The 23,962-nt window shown below is 46.1% G+C and carries 12 protein-coding genes; 5 read left to right on the top strand and 7 right to left on the bottom strand.

Annotated features, from left to right (window positions below; genetic code table 11):
* The first annotated feature begins 53 nt into the window (after window positions 1-53).
* From NZ952_00195 to uppS, 3 genes are read left to right on the top strand one after another with little or no spacing between them, the layout of a single operon-like run.
* A complete protein-coding gene (locus NZ952_00195) occupies window positions 54-1,265 on the top strand; it encodes a DUF373 family protein (GenBank protein ID MCS7119626.1) in 1,212 nt (403 codons plus the stop codon).
* Complete coding sequence (gene mtnP / locus NZ952_00190) at window positions 1,252-2,046, top strand: S-methyl-5'-thioadenosine phosphorylase (protein MCS7119625.1); 795 nt, start codon at window positions 1,252-1,254, stop codon at window positions 2,044-2,046. Before NZ952_00195 ends, mtnP begins: the two co-directional genes overlap by 14 nt.
* Window positions 2,047-2,052: 6 nt before the next feature.
* Complete coding sequence (gene uppS / locus NZ952_00185) at window positions 2,053-2,835, top strand: polyprenyl diphosphate synthase (protein MCS7119624.1); 783 nt, start codon at window positions 2,053-2,055, stop codon at window positions 2,833-2,835.
* Between the two features lie 24 nt (window positions 2,836-2,859).
* Here the strand turns inward: uppS and NZ952_00180 are convergent, their stop codons facing one another.
* From NZ952_00180 to NZ952_00150, 7 genes are all read right to left on the bottom strand, one after another.
* Entirely contained in the window at window positions 2,860-7,440 is a 4,581-nt protein-coding gene (locus tag NZ952_00180) for a M28 family peptidase (protein MCS7119623.1), read from the bottom strand.
* Window positions 7,434-9,335, bottom strand: a complete 1,902-nt coding sequence (locus NZ952_00175) for a hypothetical protein (GenBank protein MCS7119622.1) — start codon at window positions 9,333-9,335, stop codon at window positions 7,434-7,436. Before NZ952_00175 ends, NZ952_00180 begins: the two co-directional genes overlap by 7 nt.
* Window positions 9,336-9,480: 145 nt before the next feature.
* On the bottom strand, window positions 9,481-11,544 hold the full coding sequence (locus tag NZ952_00170; protein MCS7119621.1) for a hypothetical protein: 2,064 nt from the start codon (window positions 11,542-11,544) through the stop codon (window positions 9,481-9,483).
* A 142-nt stretch (window positions 11,545-11,686) separates the two neighbouring features.
* Window positions 11,687-12,883, bottom strand: coding sequence for a hypothetical protein (locus NZ952_00165; GenBank protein ID MCS7119620.1), 1,197 nt, complete (start codon window positions 12,881-12,883; stop codon window positions 11,687-11,689).
* Window positions 12,884-12,959: 76 nt separating this feature from the next.
* Complete coding sequence (locus NZ952_00160) at window positions 12,960-14,579, bottom strand: PQQ-binding-like beta-propeller repeat protein (GenBank protein MCS7119619.1); 1,620 nt, start codon at window positions 14,577-14,579, stop codon at window positions 12,960-12,962.
* A 115-nt stretch (window positions 14,580-14,694) separates the two neighbouring features.
* On the bottom strand, window positions 14,695-17,784 hold the full coding sequence (locus NZ952_00155) for a PQQ-binding-like beta-propeller repeat protein (GenBank protein ID MCS7119618.1): 3,090 nt from the start codon (window positions 17,782-17,784) through the stop codon (window positions 14,695-14,697).
* 146 nt (window positions 17,785-17,930) lie between these two features.
* On the bottom strand, window positions 17,931-20,981 hold the full coding sequence (locus NZ952_00150; protein MCS7119617.1) for a hypothetical protein: 3,051 nt from the start codon (window positions 20,979-20,981) through the stop codon (window positions 17,931-17,933).
* A gap of 149 nt (window positions 20,982-21,130) precedes the next feature.
* Between NZ952_00150 and NZ952_00145 the strand changes: the two genes are divergently transcribed.
* Together NZ952_00145 and NZ952_00140 are read left to right on the top strand one after the other, a co-directional pair.
* On the top strand, window positions 21,131-22,207 hold the full coding sequence (locus NZ952_00145) for an exo-alpha-sialidase (GenBank protein ID MCS7119616.1): 1,077 nt from the start codon (window positions 21,131-21,133) through the stop codon (window positions 22,205-22,207).
* Window positions 22,208-22,327: 120 nt separating this feature from the next.
* Window positions 22,328-23,845, top strand: coding sequence for an alpha-N-arabinofuranosidase (locus tag NZ952_00140; protein MCS7119615.1), 1,518 nt, complete (start codon window positions 22,328-22,330; stop codon window positions 23,843-23,845).
* The last annotated feature ends 117 nt before the right edge of the window (window positions 23,846-23,962 follow it).

Raw genomic sequence — 23,962 nt, 5'->3', positions numbered from 1 at the left:
TTATTGGGAAGAACCCAAATTTACTTTTAGAACAGGTTGTTTGGAGAAGGGTAATGGCGGAGAAGCAAGAAAAAAGCTTGGAACATCTTCTAGTTTTATGCGTTGATAGGGATAATGATGTTGGAAGAAAGACAGGCATAAGGACACCTGTTATCGGAAGAGACAACGTCTTGGATTCAGCACTGAAACTGGTCCTTGCAGATCCAGAGGAAGCTGACGCGAACGCTATGTTCGAAGCCATCAGAATCTATGACTCCCTAAGGACTGACAAGAATACGTCCGGCCTATACGAGGTTGCTGTTATAGCGGGCTCCGAGTTAGGCGGGTTAGCCGCCGACCGTAAGCTCGTCTCCGAATTATCAAGCGTACTAGAGAAGTTCAGGACGGATGGACTTATACTCGTCACAGACGGATTCTCAGATAAGGAGATCATGCCCCTAATACAGTCAAGGGTTCCAGTAACATCTTTACGCAGAGTAATCGTTAAACACAGCGAATCCGTTGAGGAGACGGCCGCAGTCTTCTCCAAATATTTGAGAATGCTTGTAGAGGACCCGCGCTACTCTAGGATCGCTCTTGGGCTGCCTGGCCTGCTTCTACTCTCGCTGGGGGTTTTGACCCTCCTCGGCATATTCCTACAGTTTGATATTTACCTGTGGACGTGGATCGTCCTCCTCCTGATCCTTGGAAGCTCCCTCCTAGGAAAAGGCTATGGCCTAGACAAGAAGATCGTTGCCTTCTTCTCAAGGATCTATCACTACTCGATATCAGGTCTCGTCTCAGGGTTCTCGCTTATCACGGGCATCCTCCTGATCGTCACAGGTATATATCAGGCAGGATCGTACATAAACGCCAATTTTGATCTTAGATTCCAGTTTCCAATTGAGGTTGGAAAACTCCTTGAGATCTTACCTCAGCTCATCGGATGGTTCATTAACAAGTCGATTGATATGGCGATAGTCGGCGTATGCATTATACTCATAGGCCGATCGGTCGGATATCTTCTGGAGCGGGACTCAAGGTTCTGGCGGACCTCAGCCTTGGTCGCCATCTTCGCATGGTCATGGACGATACTCCACCAAGTATCCCTGATAATCATTAACCCCGTCCTGCCGGCTGAGGGGCTGATCATGTCAGTGATCATAGGAATAATAGTTATAGTGGCATCAGGGCTCATCTCCCACTTCCTCGGAAGAATTTATAAGGATATATTTAGGGAGAGAAGCGAAAAAACGGAGGAAAAGCAATACAATGTCCCCCAGTGAGAAAGGAGGGATTAGGGTCGCCATAATCGGTGGAACTGGGCTAGAATCTCTACTGAAAACCCCCCACACAATACGTGTAGGAACACCATATGGGCTTCCGCCTCCAATATCGGTAGGGGAGACCCAAGGCAGAAGCGTCATTTTTCTTCCACGCCACGGCCATGAACATTCAGCCCCTCCGCATCGGGTGAATTACCGAGCCAACATCTACGCGCTCCATACGCTCGGCGTAAAGAGGATAATAGCAACAAATGCTGTCGGCGCAATCAACTTAGACCTTAAACCTACAGACCTAGTGATACCTCACGACCTAATCGACTTCACAAGGCAAAGACCATCAACGTTCTTCGATGATTCAGCTGTGCACATAGATTTTTCAGAGCCTTTCTGCCCCTATCTACGCGGAATCCTAGCGGAAGAGGCGAAGAAAACTGGCTCCAGAGTCTGGGACATGGCTGTCTATGCCTGCACTGAGGGCCCACGCTTCGAGACCCCGGCCGAGATACGGATGCTCCGGATCCTAGGCTGCGATGTGGTTGGCATGACCGTGGCGCCCGAGGCGGCTCTCGCCCGTGAACTCGGGATATGTTACGCATCATTATGTTTCGTTTCAAATATGGCTGCGGGGATATCTGAGAGGCTTACTTCGAATGAAGTTTTAGAGGCTTCAAAATCTGTGATGCCTCAGATCAGAAAGGTTATAGAAGGCGCTATATCTCGAATCTCAGATGTTAGGAACTGTCTCTGCTCAGAGGCTTTAAGTGGATCCAAGGTAGGTTAACAGGAAATGCTTAAGACCCTCCTCTCAATCCTTGGCGTCTACCGCCTATATGAGCGGTGGCTCTGGCATCAGATAAAGGATGCGCAGATGCCTGAGCACATAGCCATAATCCTCGATGGAAACAGGAGATGGGCTGTAAACCATTCCCTAAACCCTAGCATAGGCCACCATTACGGAGCGGACAAGACGGAAGATCTACTGAGGTGGTGCTTAGAGCTAGGCGTTAAGACCGTCACCCTTTACGCCTTCTCCACCGAAAACTTCAGTCGACCTAAGGATGAGGTTGAAGAGCTAATGAGGATCTTTAAGGAGAGGCTTGAGCAGACATTAAGGAATGAGGACATACATAGGCACAGGGTAAAGGTCAAAGCTATAGGAAGACTGAATATGCTTCCCCCGCAGATTCAGGAGCTAGTCAGAAAGGTTGAAGAGATGACTAAGGACTATAACGAACACTTCTTGAACATTGCAATGGCCTACGGCGGCAGGGCGGAAATCGTCGACGCCGCAAAGAAGATCGCGATGGAAGCGAAGGAGAATAGGCTTACAGTAGATGAAATAAACGAAAACCTCTTCGAGAAATACCTTTACACAGCGCATCTTCCAAAACAGGATCCAGACCTAATAATCAGAACATCAGGCGAAGAAAGATTGAGCGGCTTCCTGCTCTACCAGTCCGCATACAGCGAGCTATGCTTCCTAGACGTATACTGGCCTGAGTTCAGAAAGATAGATCTTCTAAGAGCGATAAGAACATTTCAGAAGCGCAAGAGAAGGTTTGGAAAATAGTTTTACATCACCCTAAGCGTAGGTCTATGATACATATTTCCTTCTCTGCTCAGGTAAGAGGCCTTTCCATAACAGGAACTGTTTTCTGGCATCATCTAGGAATGTCCTAGTCCTATTAAGCCACATTTTAGGATCTCCTGTCTTCCGCCTCAAAATAATGAAAAACTGATACTTGTCCTCCTCCTTCTTAGCTTTAAAGACAGCCGTCTGAGTAATATCTTGTTCGACTGGACTAAGTATCACGTCGACCGATAATTCCAGGTCATTTATGTTAATGTCGGAGACGGAGAGCACGAGGAAGCCTGTCTTTTCGCTTCCGGCTCCTTCATAGTACTCCCTCAGGTACCTTAGTACACCCAACGCCTCAAAATGCTCCACCTTTAATGGTATCGGAACCTCCCATACGTCCCCCATAGGCTTTGTAGCAATCTTCCATCTCCTCTCCAGCGAAGGCGTAACTATCTTGGATGCTAAAAGCGCGGGATACAGCGACGCCAATAGGACAGTCGCTATAATCAGTATCATCGATAACATCACGGATATTGACATGAAATTGAATGTGTAGTCCGGAGGAAGCAGATTCATGTTTATGAAGACCGTGTTCATTGCATAGCCGATCAGGTAACCCGCAAGTATTCCGCTGAAGGCTAATGTGACACCTTCAGTCATGAATACAACTATAACCCCTCCCGGCGACAGTCCGATAGTCGAATAAACATGAACATCTCTTTTTCTTGTGATCAATGTTCCCAGCATAAAATTCACCAGTGAAAGCAGAGCCAATGCCAGAAGAACAGTTATAGTTGCATCCCATCCAGCAAAGTGGAAGACAAATAATCTCTGCAAGCCATATGATTCTCCATTATAGCCAACATAGGTGGATAGATTCGTGCAGGTGGTAATATCGGCCGCTATCTCTTCAAGTTCATGGAGAGACCTCTCAGTTTTCGGCGTTAACGCTATGCTCGAGATGAAGCCGCCTAGCTCCAATGCCGTCTCCCAAGGTATTATAACTACCTGATCAGGCGAAACTGGTGAGGGAAGAATCGTCTGCGGATATAGGGTGGATGATAGGGAAAGATCGGTTGAGAAGCCCGGGTCTATTGGAAAGATGGGGTTTCCATCAAAATCTAGCACCTGTCCCTGAACATCCATTATCCCGACCACTGTAAACTTTGCGTCCAGCCCCCTAATGGTTACAGAGTCCTTAACGTTGATCTTTAAGTGGTCAGCTAGACTCTTTGGCATTATACAATCGTATCTCCCTATAAAGATGCTGCTACCGCTTATGTATCCCCCGAATATTAGCTGCAGCTCTTTTGATGACAGCCCTAGGAATACGAGTTGCGACCGGACTGCTCCTTTTCCAGAGGCTTCGATCTCCGCTACTGGCATCAGCTCGGGGCTTTGGGTTTGTGGGTAAAGCCAGACCCTAGGCGAAATTTCATAGTCGTCGCCTGCGATCCACTTCAAATAGTTGACCGTGTTTATGTCAAATATTTTTCCTCTCTCCTCCGGCGGAAACCCATACATGACCTTGAGTAACACGCCATCATACGGCGCGCTTAGGATGCTCTGCCCCTTAACTGTTGCATATCCCTGCGATGCTGAGGTGAAAGCTGTCATAGCAGCCGTAACAAATGTTATGGTTATCATGGCCAATGCTGACAGCATCTTTCTTTTTCGCATACTCTCAACAGAGTATGTGATAGTATGCATTATCGTTGATACTCGACCTGTCTTGAAGATATGCTCACCTAGGAGGCTCACGCTGACCGCTTCAACCAGATCTTTCAGCTCGGTTAGGAATATAACGAGTATCGCAGCCAGCAGGATGAATACGCCGACGCTTATCACGGTCATCAGTGAATTCGTCATGACTGAGAACGCTGGGTGAACCGCTGAGTAGATGCCGAAGGTCAGGAGTGCAAAGCCGAGGATCCCTATAAACCTCTTAGATGATCTTAACTGGATAATCATCTTTTCGAGAAGCACGGAGTATGGGAGGATTAGTAGGGAGAAGAAGATTAGAGAGTTTGCAGCCTCATGGTATAGGGGCATGGCGGCGTTTGCGTAGGCATTATAGGAGTATTGTAGGGCTCGGTATGAATTGGCGTATATGCCCTCATAATCCTTTGCCGAATATGAGTTGTTCGCCATAATTATATATTTGAGGGCTTTTTCAAGCATCTGCTCGGCAAAGGCTACCCGAATATTGAACTTGGCGAAGCTCTCATATCTGCTCTTGGCTATTCGGTACATATCCAACGCAGCACGGTAAACCGTCAATGTGACCACAACATTCTCTGAGACCGTGATTCCATTTCCTTCGGGATTGTCTGCCGTGCTATTTGACATTAGCATGGTGGGCCAGGAGTATGCATCTGAGTTAGGGTTAAAGGCGACGGTTATCTTCTCTCCTTCCTTCACGTATATGTTGGCTATCCCATCAGCCCCCATAAATGCGCCATAAAAGATTGGTGAAGATTTTGAGTCTGTAGCGTAGATGCCTAATCCAAAACCATAGACGCCTATACCTCCTGAAAGCGCGGCAAATCTCGTCGCCGAAGATATGTACATGTTCAGGTAGCTGTGGTTTGGGTTTCTATAATCTCTCACAATTAACTCCGTAAGGCCGAAATAGTCAATCATATCGAAGAGTGTAACATGCTTACATTTGAACAGTGGAACAAGCGCGCTTACATTTGGCGTGATAGGAAACACGGTTGTTCGGAGCCCGCCTGCAACCTGCTGCGCGGTGCCATAAAATCCCTGATCAACAGCATACTCGACAGACCCACTTATAGGGTTAAACTTCCACGCATCGATCTGCCATGAGACTAGGGGCACCAGCCCATGAAAAACGAATCCTCCATCCTCTCCGCTGATCGTGTACCTGTATGCGAATGGCCATGCATTCAGGGCTTGGCTCTCATATATCTGCAGCCTAACGAGGGAGCATGGCACTGGCTCATACCAGCCAGTGTAATTGCTGAATTCAACAGTCTTACCCGAAAGTGTACTATAACCCATAGATGCCAGCCCAAATTGGAGCTGAGACCATCTTTTAGGCGAGACGTCGCTGTAGGCGTAAGGAGGATCAACATCAAAGTTTCTGTTAGCAATTCCTTGAGCCAGTGTCGTGGCAGTTATGACCTGTGGCCAAATCTTTGTCCAGTCTATACCTTGGTCAAGTGGGCTGAGCCAAGAGATCCTCCTACCATACTGAGTCTTTAATGTAACCGACATCATCGAGGCCGACAATGCTGGTTCCGTGTCAAGCATGTAGAAATCGTCTTGGGTGCCGAATCTGGATTCATATGTAAGGCCGAAATTGACAAGATTAACCAGTTTCTTAACATCTTCCGGAACATAATTTTCTAATCTTAGGTCTCTAATCGACACGTCGAGTAATCTCTGGAACCAGGATCTTAGCGGGTAAAATCTCTGCACATAAGTTTGCGTTAGGGCGAAGATCGTGTTTCTTTCACCAGCCCCCCAAGCATAGCTAGGCTCCATTGATCCGTAGACTGAACTTACATATAGACAATCCATTTTTGGCGATTCGCTTGAAATATCTAGACCCAGCTGGATCCAAATTCTCTTATTGGAGCTCAAGAGAGTATCCTCCACGAACTTTACAGCTCCGACGGTTCCTTCCCAGTGGCCTGAATAGGCAACAAACCATATTGTTGCCCTGGGCTTGTGCATCTTGAAGTATCTTGCCATCTCAAGGAGGATGGAGATGCCTATGGAGTCTTCAGATGATGGCGAAATAGCAGGTACTATGCTCCATGAGTCATAATGGGCAGAGAAAATTACAACGTCTTCTTTGCTGTCACCCTCCAGGATTCCGACAATATTTCTTGCCTCAGCATTCACCCATCGCATTCTTACATGTACTGTGACCGTGCCATTGCTGTCAGCCACCTCCTTAAGTTTCAGCCCCACATCCCTTTTAACATATAGTCGCGGAAACTCAAGTGGAGAAAGTGAACCCTTAGCAAGCGCCTCATATTTCGTGGTGAATGAAGGCTCAATGAAGATTACTGCTTTCGCTCCCAGCTTAGCAGCATTGATCCAGTTTCTTCCAGAGTTAAAGTCGAGTAATATTATAGAGCCATTGACGTCTAGGCCGCTCATCTCTTCGAGCGTACCTTCTCCACAATAAATTATCTTACCCTTGAACCCTCCTGAGATGCATGAGAGCCCACCGTTAGGCCAGAGAGAGTATGCAGTGAAATTTGAACCTGCATTAGCACCATCATTAACAATGATGTATGAGCCCTCATCTTTTGGGATCGGCGTCCAGTAATCGTGAACCAGCACTTGGAGCCCTAGATCTCTGAAAAACAACTCTATATACTCAGATGCAAGCCTGCATCCCTCATAACCTGTAACCCTTGTCCCCAGAGAAGAGAAGAATTTGACATGCGACTTAATATTATCAAGGCTTATGTCATCGACGATTACCCATGCTGCACCACCGCCTATGCGTGATCCCGCCTCGATTGCTCCGCAACAAACCGGGCTCCAGGAGAGAATGAAGGTTACCGCTAGTGCCAACGCCGAGATCTTTCCACAATCTAGAGCATGCTTCACCATGGCCACATCCACGCCGACTTATACATGAGAGCTAGGACAACGTTAAGCATAAGCATTAAACCTTCTCCTGAAAGCTCTCCTGCAACAATATAGCCCATTATACACCGCCATCTTTCCGCCCCGCCGAAAAGTTTAGGGGCTAGGTATCGGCTGACCAGGGATCCGATGAAGAGTGGGATAACGGAGTGGGGAGGAAGGTATAAACCCATAACTAAGCCCACAATCGGAAAAGAAAGGCCTATTACCCTTGAGATCTGATCCCCGATTATCAAGGCCACGAACAGGGCTAGCGCCGGCAATCCTATGCTCTCTAAGGTTATTTTCAATTGTCTAGACACAATCATCGCATCGTTATATGCGGAGCTAAGCGCGCTGTAGACTGTGAAGGGGTATGCAGATGACGGGATTGGCGCTATTCTCCAGAAGAAATCCAGCGAGATGAGACCGGATAACTGGGAAAGGAAGTATCCAAGCACCCATACTATGAGAAGGTCTCTGGGCCTTGCACCCACGTTTGACGATGCCTTAACCTGCTGGGAAAAGTACGCTGGCCCGCCAGAGTCTATTGCCGGAGGCTCTAATATGAAGCCGGCGTATCCTTGATATGGTGAGAAGTATATTAGTGTGTGCCAAGTCCATCCTGGAAGCCCAGGAACAGAAAAACCCGTCTCACCTCTAAACGCGGTTACAACCATTGCTATGAAGAAACCGAAAAGGAACACGTAGAGGATGGGTATTAGGAGACTGACTTCGGGTACAAGAATGTGGAAATAGACTACAGATAAGCAGCCAAATAACAACCATAAAAGAAATGACACTCTAAGCGATGGTAGCCCAACCATTACTCCAGGCTGCTCGGAGCCCCCTGCATGGAACATCTCCTTTAGGGCTTCAACTATCGGCTTCCTAGCCTCGAAGAGAATGAGGAAGGCTGAGGCGGCGATTGTGAAGCCTATCTGCGGTGCAAACCATATCCGAAGATATGATCGGTTCTGGACGGCAATAAGCCCCATTCCCTTCGAGTATTCTCTAACCCATTCTGGAGCTGCCCCAGGAAAGGTTGTTATGAAGAGCGAATTCATGATAATCCATATTAAGATGGAGGAGATGAGCATTGGGATTGTCTGGTTAACTGGTACAATTAGCCCCCCAAAATATGATGATAAGACGGTGACTAGCCCTAAGAGGGCTCCAGGAAGCATCTCCTCTATAATGCCTGTTAGGTCAAGATATGGTATTGGTATGAGCACGCCGCCGAATGAAAGGGGCAGATAGGCTATCGAACCGAAAATGACGCCGACGGTGAACGCGGGAATAAAGTACTTCACATATTCTCTCGGTCTCTCGCCTAGAAAGGTCGCTATCGAAGCATCTACAACAGCGTATGGGAATGGATAATTCAGTCTCTCAACGTAGATGTGGGAGGCCATTATTGAGAGGAAGATTGTAATGGCCAGCATTAGGACGCTCCAAACGAACCATACGATAAGCGGCGTTAAGAAAGCTGGTTGAAAGAATGTGCGGGCAGAGTATGATCCGGGAAGAGGAACAAGCCATGTGGGAATATACTCGATAAGCGGTCTCCCGGAGATGGAGTAGGAGCTGATAAGCGGCGAGTTAACAAAAAATGTTCTATAAATTATGTTGTAGTATATTGGCATCGCGGTGCCTCCCCAAGCTGCTGCGTAGTATAGTATGAGAACCTCCTGTCTTGAAAGATTTGAGCCAGTAAGCCTGACAATCTCCGAGAATACCAGCGTTATGAAGAAGACCGCCACGGACCCTTGAACAACACCAGTAATAAAGTATGAGTAGATGTTGACTGGAATGAAGAGGAAGATCGATGTTACCATCGCCAGAATGATCCGCCAACTTAGCCCCGTCTTCGGCTTCATTCATCCACTCTCTAGCCGTATGTTGGAACTAGGCGGCTTCCTTCGGTATAATCATTTGCAGGATCTTAAGAATTTTGCTATTCAACTTCATTGGACACCCTCAAACGGTTGAGGCATTAAAAAAATAATGGGTGGAAGCGATTGATCACTTCCAAAGCGTCAACAGATTCGGGATTGAACTTGTGCAGAGGACATAGATGCCGACGATCAGGTATAATGCACCTAAGCCTATTGCCAGACCAGCTAAAATCGGGACTAGATATTCCATCGTTCTCTTTGGACCTAGAATCTTGCTTAGCGAAATCCTTAAGGCTATGCCTACAACGGCGTTGAGCCAGAAGTTCCAGCCTCCTAACCCAGCGAAGCCGATTGCAAAGCCAACTGGATGTAGGAAGAACCATGGAAGGAATGAGCGGAGCGCTGCGACCACTATTACTATCACGGCCGCTATGATTGTTGCTATCCAATATTGACTGAACGGCATTACGCCTGTCGCGTAGGATAGGCTTCTGTTGCCCCAGTCGAGGACAGCCCTAATCGTTCCCAGCCAGCTAATGCTGCCGCTGTATTCTCCAAGGTTACTTATTCCAGCGTGGCTGTTAACATATGTATTGAATACCAATGCGAATGGAACCAGCGCTATGACGGGCACTATTGTGTAGAGGAAGACTTTCCTAATGTTTGCGTTAGTGCCACGTGCATATCCGTATGCTATTGCCATGAAGGGCGGGGCTATTGGGCTATTCGACTGGTATGCGCCGGTGCAGTGGCCCATGCTTGAGCATGAGAGACTGTAGACCGCCAGAGCCTGGTTCATTTGGGGCGCCGAAGCAGACCATACGCCGATGCTCGAGCCAATGTAATGTCCAAGTCTCCAGCTCATGTATCCATGGCAGTCCCCACCAAGCCATATCGAGTTGGCCCATATGTATGCGCATCCGACGTTTATAAGGGTGAAGAGGAGGAACCATATTATCTGCATGAAGAGATTTCCTCCCGCCGCTGTCAGTATCCCCAGCATCATAATTACGCCTGCAAACATTAGTAGCATTCCCGCCCTCATTGAGACGCCGTCGACTTGGAAGTCCCTGCTAAGTGACTTGAAAGCCTTTATCCATCTGTCTCTAGTAGCCCAGAATGCTATTAGCCCAAGACCAATGTAAGAGCCCACCCTAAACTCCAGATGTGGAATGGGCCAGACTTGACCGGGATCCGTGCCTCTGACTATTCCTGAACTTACAACGAGAGGTCTGTAGATTAGACTGAAGAACATTCCCACGATAGCTATTGAAGCTGAAATGTCTAATGGTAGGATAGCGTATAGGAGAATTAGGTATACGACGATCTGGCCCGAAAGATGAGCTGATGGAAGCATACCGCTAAAGTATGGGCCAAGGTTGATTGGATATGTTCCGTATCCTCCGCCGACCACCGCTCCGAGTGGAACCTGTGGCGCAACCTGTGAGATTATGAACGGTACATTAAGGACCAACCCGATTAAGAAAGCCGCCCAGAAAGCCTTGTTTCTTGCACTGGCAAGATTGAAGATTGACAGCCATTCAGCATTATCATGCTCCGAAACTGGAAATGTGTTATTAGTGAGGTACACCGCTGGCAGCGCCATAGGAAACTGTATCCTCTCCGTGTCATGCCAATATGGACCAAGTATTAGGAATAGCATGGGCCATGTTACTAGCACGACGGAGATTAGCAGAAGCGTCCAAGAGATTATTGGGCCTATCAGAACAGACCAGTTCTGCCCGCCGCCTCCTCGATAGTAGCTAGCGACATCTTCTGCGTAATGTGGGGCCAGCCACGCTGGCAGTAGTTGCCGAACATAGTCTGCAGCGCCTGATGGAAAGATGGGGGCTACAATGCAGCTGCTGTATGTTCCAGCAATCACGTCTATGAAATTGGCATCCGGCGACCCCGCGAAGAAGAAAAACTTTCCGGTCAATATGGCTAATACAAAGACTAAGGAGACCGCGAATTCTTTACTAACACCTCTGCCTCTTATTCCACGCTTACCGATCAACCCAAGGATGAGCAGCACATAGATGTATGGCACGAACATCCCGTCTACAACCCAGTATTTAGCTGGTGAGAAAGTTCTTGTAATGTAGCCTACAGAAAAGAAGACCCACGCCAGAAGTATGAGCACCAAGATCTCTATCGGGGAAACCCTTGCATGTATTCTTTCCTCGCTCATTTAGGGTCGAGTGTTAATTTTATTTAATGCGAATAAAAGACTTGCGATGAACCTTTTTTATTGGCAATCGACCGCTTCGTAGGAACAGGACTATAGTATATGAGAAAACTCGCCAAATGCTCAGACCAGTTGGTCACCAAATCTACATGAAGGAAAACAATAAGAGACCTAGCGCAAGATAAATTAGCCCAAGCGTCATACCCGTGGATCTCTCAGTCTTCTTGAACCATCTTTTAAGCTGACTGGTCTTAAGGTCAAAAGTGTAAGTCATCAATGTGATCAACAGGAAGGGCACTATGATAATGATGTTGTATATGAAGAGCAAAATTACGCCTTGAATAATGGTCTCTGTTCGTGAAATCAGAGAAAGAGCAACGAAGTAGGGGGCGGATGTGCAAGGGAGAAGTAGTATTCCAGCAACCGCTCCAACAATGAAGGAACCTAAGGAGGTAGCAAAGTTTTTTTGCAGAAGAGAGGACAACTTATCGGATATTGACGTCGGTACTCGTGAAATATTTTTTCCCAGCGTTACTGCAACCATCTCCCGCAAACCTAATATTATCGAGGCAACTCCAACAATCATAGCCATAATAGGCTTAAGCGGATGAGAGTATCTCAGCAAAACATTCATTCCCGAACCAAGAGCGAAGTATATAGTGAAGATGGCTGCTGAGTAAGTTAGCCCGGCTCTTAGGACCGCTTTCTTTCCCATATTGAAGATTACGAGTGTGAGAAATATTATTAGAACGTGGAACTCGCATGGGTTGATTGCATCTGCTAACGCCGCTGCCACAATTGCAGGTATGAACATTTGGAAATCAAGTCCAGTCGCTAATTCGTCAACGCTCTTATCAGTAAGCAGCTTGGCTATTCGCTGACAAACTATATCTTCTAGGAATGTTTCCGGCTTAACCACTCCATATCCATCTTTACCGAAATATACTGGCACTCTGTCGTATTTAGTCTCGGTTACGACGATCCAGTCATCCTGCGAGAATATGACCCTTCGGAATTCTACGACAGCGAATAAAGTATCATTTTTGAGAATTAGTATAAGCGGAAGGATGGGGCTTTCCATACCTGTCTGTTCAAGAATGCCTATTAGGACCTCTAGATTTTTGCTGTCCTTAATGTCATATATTATCGTTTCCCTAGGAAAAATATTTAAAAGCGGCTGAATCGCATTCATACAGCCTTCACAATCAGGGTTTGTGAAAACGTGAAAAAATGTAGCGTCGGAGACCAATGCCATCGAATTCAATGTTAGTGTATTGGAAACCGTAAAAAGAATGCAGATATATACTAGACCAGCCATCGTTTTTATACAGAGCGATCTCATTATTCTTTTCTCCAACAACAGCATAGCCGAAAATAAATTGATGGTATATAGAAAAAAATTGGGGATCTAAGAAGGCTTAACTGGATCTATTTCTTCTTAAAAATGAGGGTATGGCTACTCCGATTACCAAGCCAACCGCTGCTCCACCGCCTAAACCCATGTAAAGATTATTTGTCGCCTGATTCTGGAGATTGATCTTGTCAGTCTGCAATTTATCGACCTGACTCTGGAGGCTTGCCTTCTCTGACTGTAACTGACTAACTTGGTTCTGAAGATTTGTAACTTGTCCTTGCAGCTGATTCACGCTGTTCCGGAGGCTAGACACTTGACCCTGTAGAGTATTAATCTGGCTTTGTAGGGTACTTCTCTCACTCAATAGGCTGCTTATGTTGGATTGTAGTTGCGAGATTTGAGATATGTATCTAAGCATCTCTAAGTAGATATCGTTGCGGGGAGCTCCGAAGCAGTATAGCTTGCCGTCCCCGGCGCCGATGAACAGGCAGCCATACGCAATAGCACCATAAGCCTCATCACATCTGGTCGCATGGAACACGTCTGTCTGATACTTCCAGATAGCCTGTCCAGTGCCTAGGTCTATCGCATGGATAATCGCGTCCCTACCTATGATATAGACGGTGTCTTTGGCTATTGCCGGTATATTATACCAGGCCCCTACTACGCCCAGGGAGTAGTTCCAAATCAGTCGCCCAGTTTCGATGTCAAAGCAGTATACTATGCCATTATGGCTCCCGGATACAACGAGTTTGTCGCCTGCAACTGCGACGCCGCCTCTCAAGTTCCCACCATTAATTAACGTGTAATTTCTTACAACCTCACCCGTTGTCGCGTTAAGGGCATAAACTATGCCGTCAGCTACTCCAGGAGCCGCCTGCACAGAAGCGAAAACCAGCCCTCGATAGTAGGTTACTATGCGCAGCACATTACTATTTAAGGTCCTATTCCAGAGTAGAGCTCCGGTTTTCAGGTCTAGGCAATAAGCTTGATCATCATCTGACCCAAAGTATACCTTTCCATCAGCTATGGCTGGACTGACGTCTGCCTCATCTCCAGTAGTGAAGTTCCATATGACGGCCCCGGTTGTCGCATTTAAGCAGTAGAATCCCCTACCTTTCACTCCCGTTACAACCATTCCATCAGCCACTGCCGGGGAGCTACGCATGATGGGAATATATGTTGTCCCAGGTGTCGGCGGCACCACGAACTTCCAGATCAGCGCGCCTGTAAAGACATCTACGCAGAATAGTGTCCCATTTCTTGAGCCGAAGTATGCTTTTCCATCAGCCACAGCCGGAGTGCTTCTCATATCTGGCGTGGACCCCGTGGCTGTAAATTTCCAGATCAGCGTCCCGGTCGAGGCGTTAACAGCGTAGATGTTATCGTCATCTGATCCGAAGAGGACGATCCCATATGCAACAGCAACACCACATCTTATTCCTTGACCGACGCTTCCCGTGTCAAATATCCATAACGTATTATTTGTTTTCGGCCCCGCCTCATCCGTATATCCGGTTCGTTGCAGATTATATCCTGCCATAGGCCAAGCGTAATATGTGCCACTGGAGCTTGCTGATGCCCTGACAATCGGAAGTGTGGCAGAGAGCATGATTGAAAAGACGGCGAATGCCATCATTAGAGTCGATGTTTTTCTCAAGCCAGTTTTCGGCTTCGCTCTCAAATTTCATCTCCTCCTAACTAAGAGTTCCTTATTAATTAATATGGTTTAACTTTTAAGCTTTTTCTCAAACCAGATTCCTTTTTTGTGAGTCGCTTAATAAAAAAGAAAGGGTTCTTCATCTTTTCTTCAAGATGTAGGCGATGATTATGCCGATTATTAGGCCGGCTCCCGCACCGCCTCCTAGACCCATGTAGAGGCTATTGGATGCTTGTGATTGGAGACTTGACTTGTCAGATTGTAATTGATTGACCTGGCTCTGAAGATTATTGACCTGATTTTGGAGACTAGCTATTTGGCTTTGAAGTTGGATTGCATACTGTAATAATTCTGGATATTGCGTTACTGTTATTGTAGTGTCACGCTGAAGATCGATTGTGCCCACATAGAGTGGGATGGATCCATATTCTACTTTCACCGTGTAGTTGCCCCTGAAGATACTGAATGTTGCTTCCCCTGATGCGCTTATGTTCTGGGTAAACGTGTTCGTCCCGTTTGATATCGTGGCTTTTGCACCTATGACCGCTGAGCCATTCGCCCATATTACTTTTGCAGTCAATTTCATCGGAAGGTTTGGCGGTCTTCCAAAGCAGTATAGCTTGCCGTCCCCGGCGCCGATGAACAGGCAGCCATACGCAATAGCACCATAAGCCTCATCACATCTCCAATACTGGGCAGGATCTGTAACATATTTCCATATCATTTGGCCGGTGTTCAGGTCTACCGCATGAATTGCAGCGTCTGGAGCGATTAAGTAGACTATGTCCCGTGCGATTACAGGTATGGCTGCGTAGGCTTCAAGTCCAACCGTTCCGTAACTCCAAAGCCGCTGACCCGTCTCAATGTCGAAGCAGTAGACGGTTCCGCTTGTTACCCCTGTAATAACCAGCTTGCCGCTTCCAACCGCGACGCCGCCTTTCGGATACCCCATGATCGTGTAGTTTCTAATGTTTTCGCCTGTGGTTGCGTTAAGGGCGAATATTCTTTCTAATCCCTGAGACGCGGCGAATAATAGCCCATTGTAGTATACTGGCGCCCTGATCACATTGCTGCCTACATTCGTCTTCCAAATTAATTCGCCAGTATACAGGTTTACACAGTAGACGTAGTCGTCGTCGGAGCCAAAGTACACCCTATCCTTTACTACTGTTGGGCTTGAGTCTATCTCATTCTCCGCGGCGAACCTCCAGATCACTTGACCATTCGTCGCGTTTAGGCAGTAAAGCTTTCCGGATTTTTCCCTAGTTCCGAAGAGAACTCTGCCCTCTACGACCGCTGGAGAGCTGCGGAAGATAGAGACATTCTTTCCGTCCTCATCGACTGGAATATAGTACCATTTGACGGCGCCTGTGTAGGCGTCTAGGCAGAAGAAGACGCCGTTTCTGCTGCCAAAGTATACTCTACCATCGGAGATTGCTGGTGTGCTTCTCACGTCCGCTTTTCCGGTGCCTGTGAACTCTGTAACGTTAAACCTCCATATCATCTGTCCAGTAGTCGCATTTACGGCGTATACGCAATCGTTGTCGGAGCCGAAGTACACTATTCCATATGCAATTGAGACGCCGCTTCTAATAGGCTCGCCATACGTGCCCGTATCGAACACCCATAATAACTCATTAGTCGCCGGGCCTAGATCGCTCGTATAACCTGAGCGGGAAAGATCACGCTGTCCCATTGGCCATGGAGCATCGCTGGGCGCGGTTATTCCACCTACCCCGCCTGTTCCACCTGTACCACCAGTTCCTCCCGTACCACCAGTTCCACCTGCCCCACCAGTTCCACCTGTACCACCAGCACCACCCGTCTCTGCAGGCAATATTACATCCTCTTCACTTAGTGTTATTGTTCTTCCATCCGCAGTCGTTAGTGTAACTTTTATTGTGTATGTTCCTGGTTGCTTGTAAGTGTAGGTGACGGATGGATCATGGAAGAGGACTACATTTGTTACCGTTAGTTTTGTTCCGTCGCCGAAGTCCCAATCACATCTGACAATCTTATCTGAGGGGGTTCTATAGGGCTCGATGATGCAGTAGTACCTTGCCGTGGTGTTTCCGACATAGATATCTGTCCTGTTTAGGTAATGTTTTGATGGGTATGGATCATCCACAGATTTGAGGTTAACCATTATTCTCGGCTGGAATGGTATATTTGTTCCCGCCTGCGCCATTATCTTAAGTTTTAATCCTTCTGTTGCAGGTTCTATCTTGGCGGTGTAATAGTCCTCGCGTCTAAAGACAAGTCCGGAGTATCCCGGGCCAACTTTAGCTATCGCCCCATTAAGGAATAGATTATCCTTCAGCCTCACATATCCAGGATAGTCCAGCTCGCCTCCTGAGCCCACAGGAGCCACCACCGCTTCCTTGTTTTCTAATGCCTCGAAGACATTTGCCTCAACAAGTAGCTCTCCGTACATGCTTGCGCCCATTCCATAATCGCGCCAGCCATAAAGATAATTGTTATACGCGTCAACTTTTCCCCATCTGATCCTTGGGTTGCGCTGATCGGTGATGAAGAAGTAGTTATGGTGAAGTGTTAAGCGAACATTCTTCACCTCTTGTTCCCATGCATCTCCACCTATGAGCATAGTTTTCTTGTGACACCAGAATCTACACCATGAGACCGTTACATCTACACTTGGTCCAGCGGTCTTCACTATGTCTATTGCTCCATCGTTCCCATTCATGAAGTCGCAGTGATGGATCCAGATCAGTGTGGATTCTCCTCTGATCTCTATAATATCGCCGCCGACATTCTCGAAGCGTATGTTAGTTATTATGATGTTCTGTTGAAAATCTATTCTAACCCCCTTCCTTGCAATCACGATTTCTGCGCCTCTTCCATCAATCGTCTTATTTGATCTAATGTACAAAGGTTCCTCGTTTCCAAGGTCTATGGTTCCATTCACATCGAACACAATCCATAATGGCTCAGGCAATGAAACTGCCTCTCTTAACGTTCCAGGACCACTCGCTGGGGAGAGCGAAGTCACACGGTATACTCTACCGTTTAACCCGCCAGTGACATCCTTGGCGAAACCTTCCCGCTCAGCCAGTAAGCTTGCAACGGAATATCCCCGGTAACTCCAATCTAGAGTAGCTCTCTCCGTACTTTGACCCATTACCCTCTCTTTTACAGCTGTAGCTCCTACATGCGAAATTGATGATGCTAATAAGATGAATAATGCTAGAATTAAGGCATGGTATCTCATTATCTTACTCTCCGCTTAATTTAATTCATCTTGAACTATAGGTTGTGTGTTATTAAGTTTTTCGTCTTTCCTGTTCAAAGTAGGATAGGCGGAGCTAGACGTGTTTAGAAAAACAAAAATTTTATATAGGCAGGTTCCGGATGATCTTATCTGCCTAATATTTTGTCCTTGTTTTGAACCCATTCCATTAGAATGTCGCGGATTAGATCAGTGATTCTGTAGATCCACTTTTCCGATATCTCTATTCGGTCAGTATTAAGTACTAGATGGACCCTATACTTGTCTTCTCCTTTGTCTTTGCTGCATACTAATTCATTATTTATCTTTAGGTTTTCCTGTGGGCAATTGTATCTGAACTTTACTTTGCGTACGACCCTACCAGTGGGCGTTTGTACTTCAGGTTCATCCACCACGTCTTCAATCCTCTCGTAGATTCCTGATCTCATCTCCTCCATTCTTGACTTTATGAAAGTCGTGAATATGAGTATCTCCGCTTCCTTCACTTTTACTGGCATGGACATGCTTCTCTCCTGATATACTTTGAAAATCTCCTCCATTCTCGTCTCCTTCTCCTCTTCAGAGATCTTCGCCTTCCGAACCATTGATGGTGTGTACATCTTTATCGCGAGTAGAGCTGGTCTTAGTGTAGAGAGAACACAAGCCAAGACTGCCAGACATAGACATATGGCGCTCCAATACCATTCCACTTTTTCTCTAACTTCGATTCCAGTTCCAGTCAAGAGCATTATACGGTAGAATCCTAGGCCGAAAATGTATCCGAGCCCACCACCAACCATTCCAAGCGTCATTGCCTCCGCAATGAATAATGAAGCGAGCTGCATGGGATTTGATCCCATTGTCGTCAGAATCTTCATCTCCTTGCTTCTCTCGTAAACTGCGTTGAGCATGACGGCGCCGACGTTTATGAGGGCCATCACCAGTGGAACAAGGATTTCAAGAGCTCCCTTTGCCTCATAAGCAAACCCAATGTAATAATGGTATACTGCACCATCTTTAGAGACATAAGCGTCTTTGCCGAAGCTTTTCACAATGGTCTCGACCATACCTTTTATGTCCGCAGCTGGCTTAGGCTTTATTGATATTCTGGAGAGCTGATTGAGGGGGCCTGGTTCTTCAGGAGCCCTTTTATTCTGAACGTTTATCTTTGCCTGAAGTTCCAGCGCCGCTTCAAAGTTTAATATTATGACTTCTTTCGGCTCACATAATGAGTATGAGATGGTGCCGTTGGAAAATGCAGCCTTCTTAGGTCCAAACGGCTGCCCATCTATATCCCTTAACTGCTGGTAGGATGTGCTGCCGAAAATCCCTCGGACTGTAAAGTTTGAGACAATTCCTCCAATCGAGAATATAACCTTATCACCACTGTTTACTCCTAATTCTGAAGCCGCTTCGCTGCTTATGAGTAATCCTTCAAGGTCTCCGTCTTTTAGGTATTCGCCATTCACGATCGCATTGTTCAGTCTTGTAAATTGCGCCTCATCACTTGGCACTATGCCGATCAAACCGTAAATCGATAATGATGATCTATTTGAGAAGAGCCTTCCAATAGGTTCTGTGCTGGGATATGATTCTATCTTTGGAGCGACATGCTCGACTGCGGGATCTTGAGAAAGAGCGTACACAAGGCTGGATCCGAATGGAATAAAAAGCCTATAAACATTCTGTCCATAAATGAATGTTTCATTTCCTGTCGACCTTATCAATATCCCCTCAACGTTCGATGTGTATGGTATCTTCTCGTATGTTAGCCCATAAATATATCCCATAGAAGTTAGTGAGGTGAATGCTAGGATCAGAAGGATCACAGATGATAATGTGAGGATCCCTCTAGATCTTCTTACTCTTATCTGGCGTTTCCCCATTGAGAAGAACGTGGCCAGTACATCCCTGAACGTCGTTAAACCTTCAATTCCAAGCCTCGGTCGGCGCTGCAGGAAAAATACTAGCACCATTACACAGACTATGGATAGAATAGAGGCTGACAAAAATAAACGAATGTTTCCAGTCTCTGGGTTAATTATGGTTCTTGTACCAGGATAAATTTGGAATAGGGCCACGAGAAATACTATATAAAATATGAGGCTGGCAGCAACTTTTTTCCGGTCATCCTCAAAGAGGAAGAAAGCAAGTATTACGCTATAAACGGCTAGGAATGTAGGAAGGTAAACCGCACTCTGAGTACTCACCCCAACATAATAACGCAGGGTTTCTCTAACACTTAGACTTTCACTGTAAGCTTTGCTAAGGGCCTTCCAACATTCATAATAGTCCCGCCTATCCAATTCTCTCCTCGCATCATTTATCGTGCTGATCTGCTCCACTAGATTTGACCGTTCTTGCACAAAGTAGAAACCGATACTCTGGAGAAAAGATAACTCCTCCATGACCGATTGGACAACACTATTCACATCTTTAATGCTCTCACGTAAACTGTAATATGAGAGTTCATAGGCGGCTTCCTCTGACTTGCGGACTGAGACATTCTCAATCCTGAACGAGAAGGATCTAAATCCCACCTCTCTTCTATAGAATGTGGCCTCCACCAACAGATCTAGGTTAACGTCTGCAGGAACGAAGACGAGACTCTTATTTAGCAAGTCTTTCTCCGCAAGATAAAATCTTGTTGTAGAATTGTACTGGCTGATATAGTCTCCATTTAACATAGGAGGCTTTCCACAGGCTGGGTCAATAATCGTCACCGCAAAATTCTCTAGTAGCTCAGATATGCCAGCCATCCATATTGGACCTTTAAGCCTGATGGTTCCGCATGGAACAAGCCGGACCGTCAGATTCTTCACGGTGTCAAAGATTGAGAAATGTATTAAAAATGGTCCGGCAGGCGCATATTCCATATAACCGCTAGTCAAGTTCCCCTTATAGGCGTATATCCAATATTTCCCTTCAGGGACCGCTTCCTCATAAACGTACTCTCCGCTTTGACCTGTTGACCTTATCTTTGACTCCTCAAGCCCTGTGGTAATGTCAAGTATTATTAAAGTTGCGTTTGAGATAGGTTCCCCTGTGTTTGCGTCTGTAACTTTTATGTAGATGCGGCCTATCGATCGTGGGGTCTGCTCACATGCGGATGAAATAATTTGAGCGTTCACCAAAAGTATGACTGCAAGGATGTATGTAGCGGCCTCTTTCCATCCATAGAGCTTCCGGGACCCATGCATATAAGATCCCCGCCAACACTATCTTTACCTCCTTAACATCCATAATAAATTGTTTACTACTCATCACGTTTAATTGCTATACGTTGTTTTTGCAATTGGCAATTAAAAATAAATAGCATTAACAATCTTTGTCTTCTTTAGGTGGGAGTATGGCCCAAATATTTGGTTCAGAGCTCATATTTGAGGAGGGAAGGTTCCCTGATTGCCACGCTCCTACAATCGCTCAACTGCCAGGCGGAGATTTGCTTGCAGCGTGGTTCGCCGGATCGAGGGAGGGAGCTAGTGATGTTGCTATTTACTGCTCAAGGTTTTCCGGTGATTCTTGGAGTGATCCTGAGGTTTTGGCAGACGTCCCTGGAAAATCAGATCAAAACCCAGTGCTATTCGTAGATCCAAATGGTGTTGTGTGGCTTTGGTATGTCAGCCACGATCAAGGCGGACCCTCAAGCATAATAATGTACAAAAAAAGTTTTGACGGCGGGAATACTTGGAGTGAAGATAAAATCTTCCGTCCTAGGAGAGGCTTATGGGTGAGAAATAACCCTATAGTCCTCGATAACGGCGACATAGTCCTCCCAATATATGATAGTAAAGCGAAGCCTAATTGTTGTTATGTTATGATATCTGAGGACATGGGAGAAGTCTGGGACACCTACGGCCCAGTAACAAGTGTTACTGGATGCGTTCAGGGAAACATTGTTCAACTCTCTGATGGTTCTCTATTAATGTATATGAGGACTCGAAGCCATCCATTGCACGGCTTTTTGAAGGCAACAGTTCGGAGAACAGTCCAAGACTCAACAGGAAAGATCGCTGAGAAGAAGGAACTCCTCAATATTGGGGGATTTATCTGGAAATCCATATCGAATGACCGTGGAAGGACATGGAGTGAAGCAGTTGAGACCCAATTCCCAAATCCTAACAGCGGCATTTCCCTGATAAGGCTTAAAAATGGTCATTTTGTTCTAGCATTCAATGACACTCATATAGGGCGCACTCCCCTTAACGTTGCTTTCTCCATTGATGAGGGGCAAACATGGCCATATGAGAGAGTTTTGGAAGATGCTTTTGGACAATTCTCTTATCCTCAACTTCTACAAACAGACGATGGCATTATCCATATAGTGTATACATACTTGCGAAGAAGCATCAAACACTGCTGGTTTAACGAAGAGTGGCTTATGGAAGTGCAGGCCACAGAAAGGGAGCCGGACGTAGGGGATTGAGAAAAAGTAATATCAGCAAATCTGATGAATCCCTATGTGCGCTAATGTCCTCTTCTTAAAAATATTTTTTTATCCTGCTCTGCTTCAGCAAAACTGTATAGGCTAGTTGGAGATGGTAATATGAATCAAAAAATTGTTGATGTCTCTATTAGATTGGATGATTACGTGGGCCTCATAAACCCGAACCTTTATGGTCACTTCATCGAGCATCTCGGGAGATGCATATACCCGGGCATATGGGTTGGCGAGGATTCCAGCATACCGAACATTAATGGTATAAGGAAAGATGTTATTGACGCCTTAAGGGCTATACGTGCACCTGTCTTCAGGTGGCCTGGCGGATGCTTCGCAGACATGTATCATTGGGAGGATGGGATTGGTCCACGTGAGAATAGACCTAGAAGACGCAATTTATGGTGGGGAGGCGAGGAGTCTAATGAGTTTGGAACAGATGAGTTCATAATGTTCTGCAGGTCTGTGGGCGCTGAACCCTATATTTGCCTAAATGTCGGGACTGGAAGCCCACAGGAAGCGTTTAACTGGGTTGAATACTGCAACTTTACAGGTCGAACATTCTATACTGAGTTAAGGGCTAGAAATGGTCATCCAGAACCTTATAATGTGAAATATTGGGCAGTAGGAAATGAGAGTTGGGCATGTGGCGGATCATTCGACCCCACATACTATGCTTGGGAGTATAAGAGATTCGCCAATTTTCTAAAGGTGGCGGATCCATCCATCAATCTTATTGCATGCGGCCGCCTAAACATTCAGTGGATGACTACTTTTTTGGAATGCTTGAGAGATCGATTGAACCTTGTAGACGGCGTCGCCATCCACTATTATTTTAGTGGCCGCCGAAACCCTTTCGGAGGGGATGTAGAATTCACAGATGAGGAGTACTACAATCTACTATTCGATGTTCAGAATATGGAATTCTTTATTCAACAGACATCGAGGGCAATCAATCTTGTCGGAGAAAAGAGAATTGGTATCGTGGTAGATGAATGGGGAACCTGGTATCCTCAGGCGACACATAAGGTTGGACTTTTTCAACAAAACACCCTTAGGGACGCTATTCTTGCGGGATTAGTTCTCAATCTTTTTAACAGGTATTCAAGTATTATTGATATGGCGAACCTAGCTCAGACGGTGAATGTTCTCCAAAGCCTAATTCATACCGAGGGGCATAAAATCACTTTGACCCCAACATACCATCTATTTGATATATATAAGGAGCACATGGGCAACTATGCCTTAAATGCCAATGTAGATTCACCCATTATTTGCCACCCTACGCAAAAGATGGTGGAAAAATCACCATCCGGAGCCCTTAAGCCGTTAAGAGCGGTGGACGCATCAGCCTCTTTAGATAGAGAGAAAAAAAAGATAGTGGTAACACTTGTAAATCAGAGTTTGGACGAAGATTTTGAGGTAAGAATTAAAGTAATTGAAGGTAAAACAATAAAAGCAGCGAAAATATACATTTTAGGCTCAGCAGATGTCAGAGATTATAATGGGTTCGAGTTTCCATACAAGGTTAAACCGAGAAGCTCATATGAGGAAATCAGTGGAGACACACTCACATACACTGCCCCTAGACACTCGATAAGCGGGCTCATATTAGATTTGGCTTAGAAAACGCTTTGACTGACTATAAAATTATGGAAATTTGCGAATTGAATTGAGAATATTTTTTGAAACATTAAATTTATATTTAGGCTGCGAAGCGTTAAGGCAGATTTGTCGAATGAA

Source organism: Candidatus Bathyarchaeota archaeon, assembly GCA_025059045.1.
GTDB lineage: Archaea > Thermoproteota > Bathyarchaeia > Bathyarchaeales > DTEX01 > JANXEA01.
The sequence above is the reverse complement of the archived record's forward strand: the minus strand, read 5'-3'. Positions and strand labels throughout refer to the sequence as shown.

Excerpts from the sequence above, each read along its gene's own strand:
- NZ952_00195 (MCS7119626.1), top strand. The coding sequence starts at position 54 with ATGGCGGAGAAGCAAGAAAAAAGCTTGGAACATCTTCTAGTTTTATGC.
- mtnP (MCS7119625.1), top strand. The coding sequence starts at position 1,252 with ATGTCCCCCAGTGAGAAAGGAGGGATTAGGGTCGCCATAATCGGTGGA.
- uppS (MCS7119624.1), top strand. The coding sequence starts at position 2,053 with ATGCTTAAGACCCTCCTCTCAATCCTTGGCGTCTACCGCCTATATGAG.
- NZ952_00180 (MCS7119623.1), bottom strand. The coding sequence starts at position 7,440 with ATGGTGAAGCATGCTCTAGATTGTGGAAAGATCTCGGCGTTGGCACTA.
- NZ952_00175 (MCS7119622.1), bottom strand. The coding sequence starts at position 9,335 with ATGAAGCCGAAGACGGGGCTAAGTTGGCGGATCATTCTGGCGATGGTA.
- NZ952_00170 (MCS7119621.1), bottom strand. The coding sequence starts at position 11,544 with ATGAGCGAGGAAAGAATACATGCAAGGGTTTCCCCGATAGAGATCTTG.
- NZ952_00165 (MCS7119620.1), bottom strand. The coding sequence starts at position 12,883 with ATGAGATCGCTCTGTATAAAAACGATGGCTGGTCTAGTATATATCTGC.
- NZ952_00155 (MCS7119618.1), bottom strand. The coding sequence starts at position 17,784 with ATGAGATACCATGCCTTAATTCTAGCATTATTCATCTTATTAGCATCA.
- NZ952_00150 (MCS7119617.1), bottom strand. The coding sequence starts at position 20,981 with ATGCATGGGTCCCGGAAGCTCTATGGATGGAAAGAGGCCGCTACATAC.
- NZ952_00145 (MCS7119616.1), top strand. The coding sequence starts at position 21,131 with ATGGCCCAAATATTTGGTTCAGAGCTCATATTTGAGGAGGGAAGGTTC.
- NZ952_00140 (MCS7119615.1), top strand. The coding sequence starts at position 22,328 with ATGAATCAAAAAATTGTTGATGTCTCTATTAGATTGGATGATTACGTG.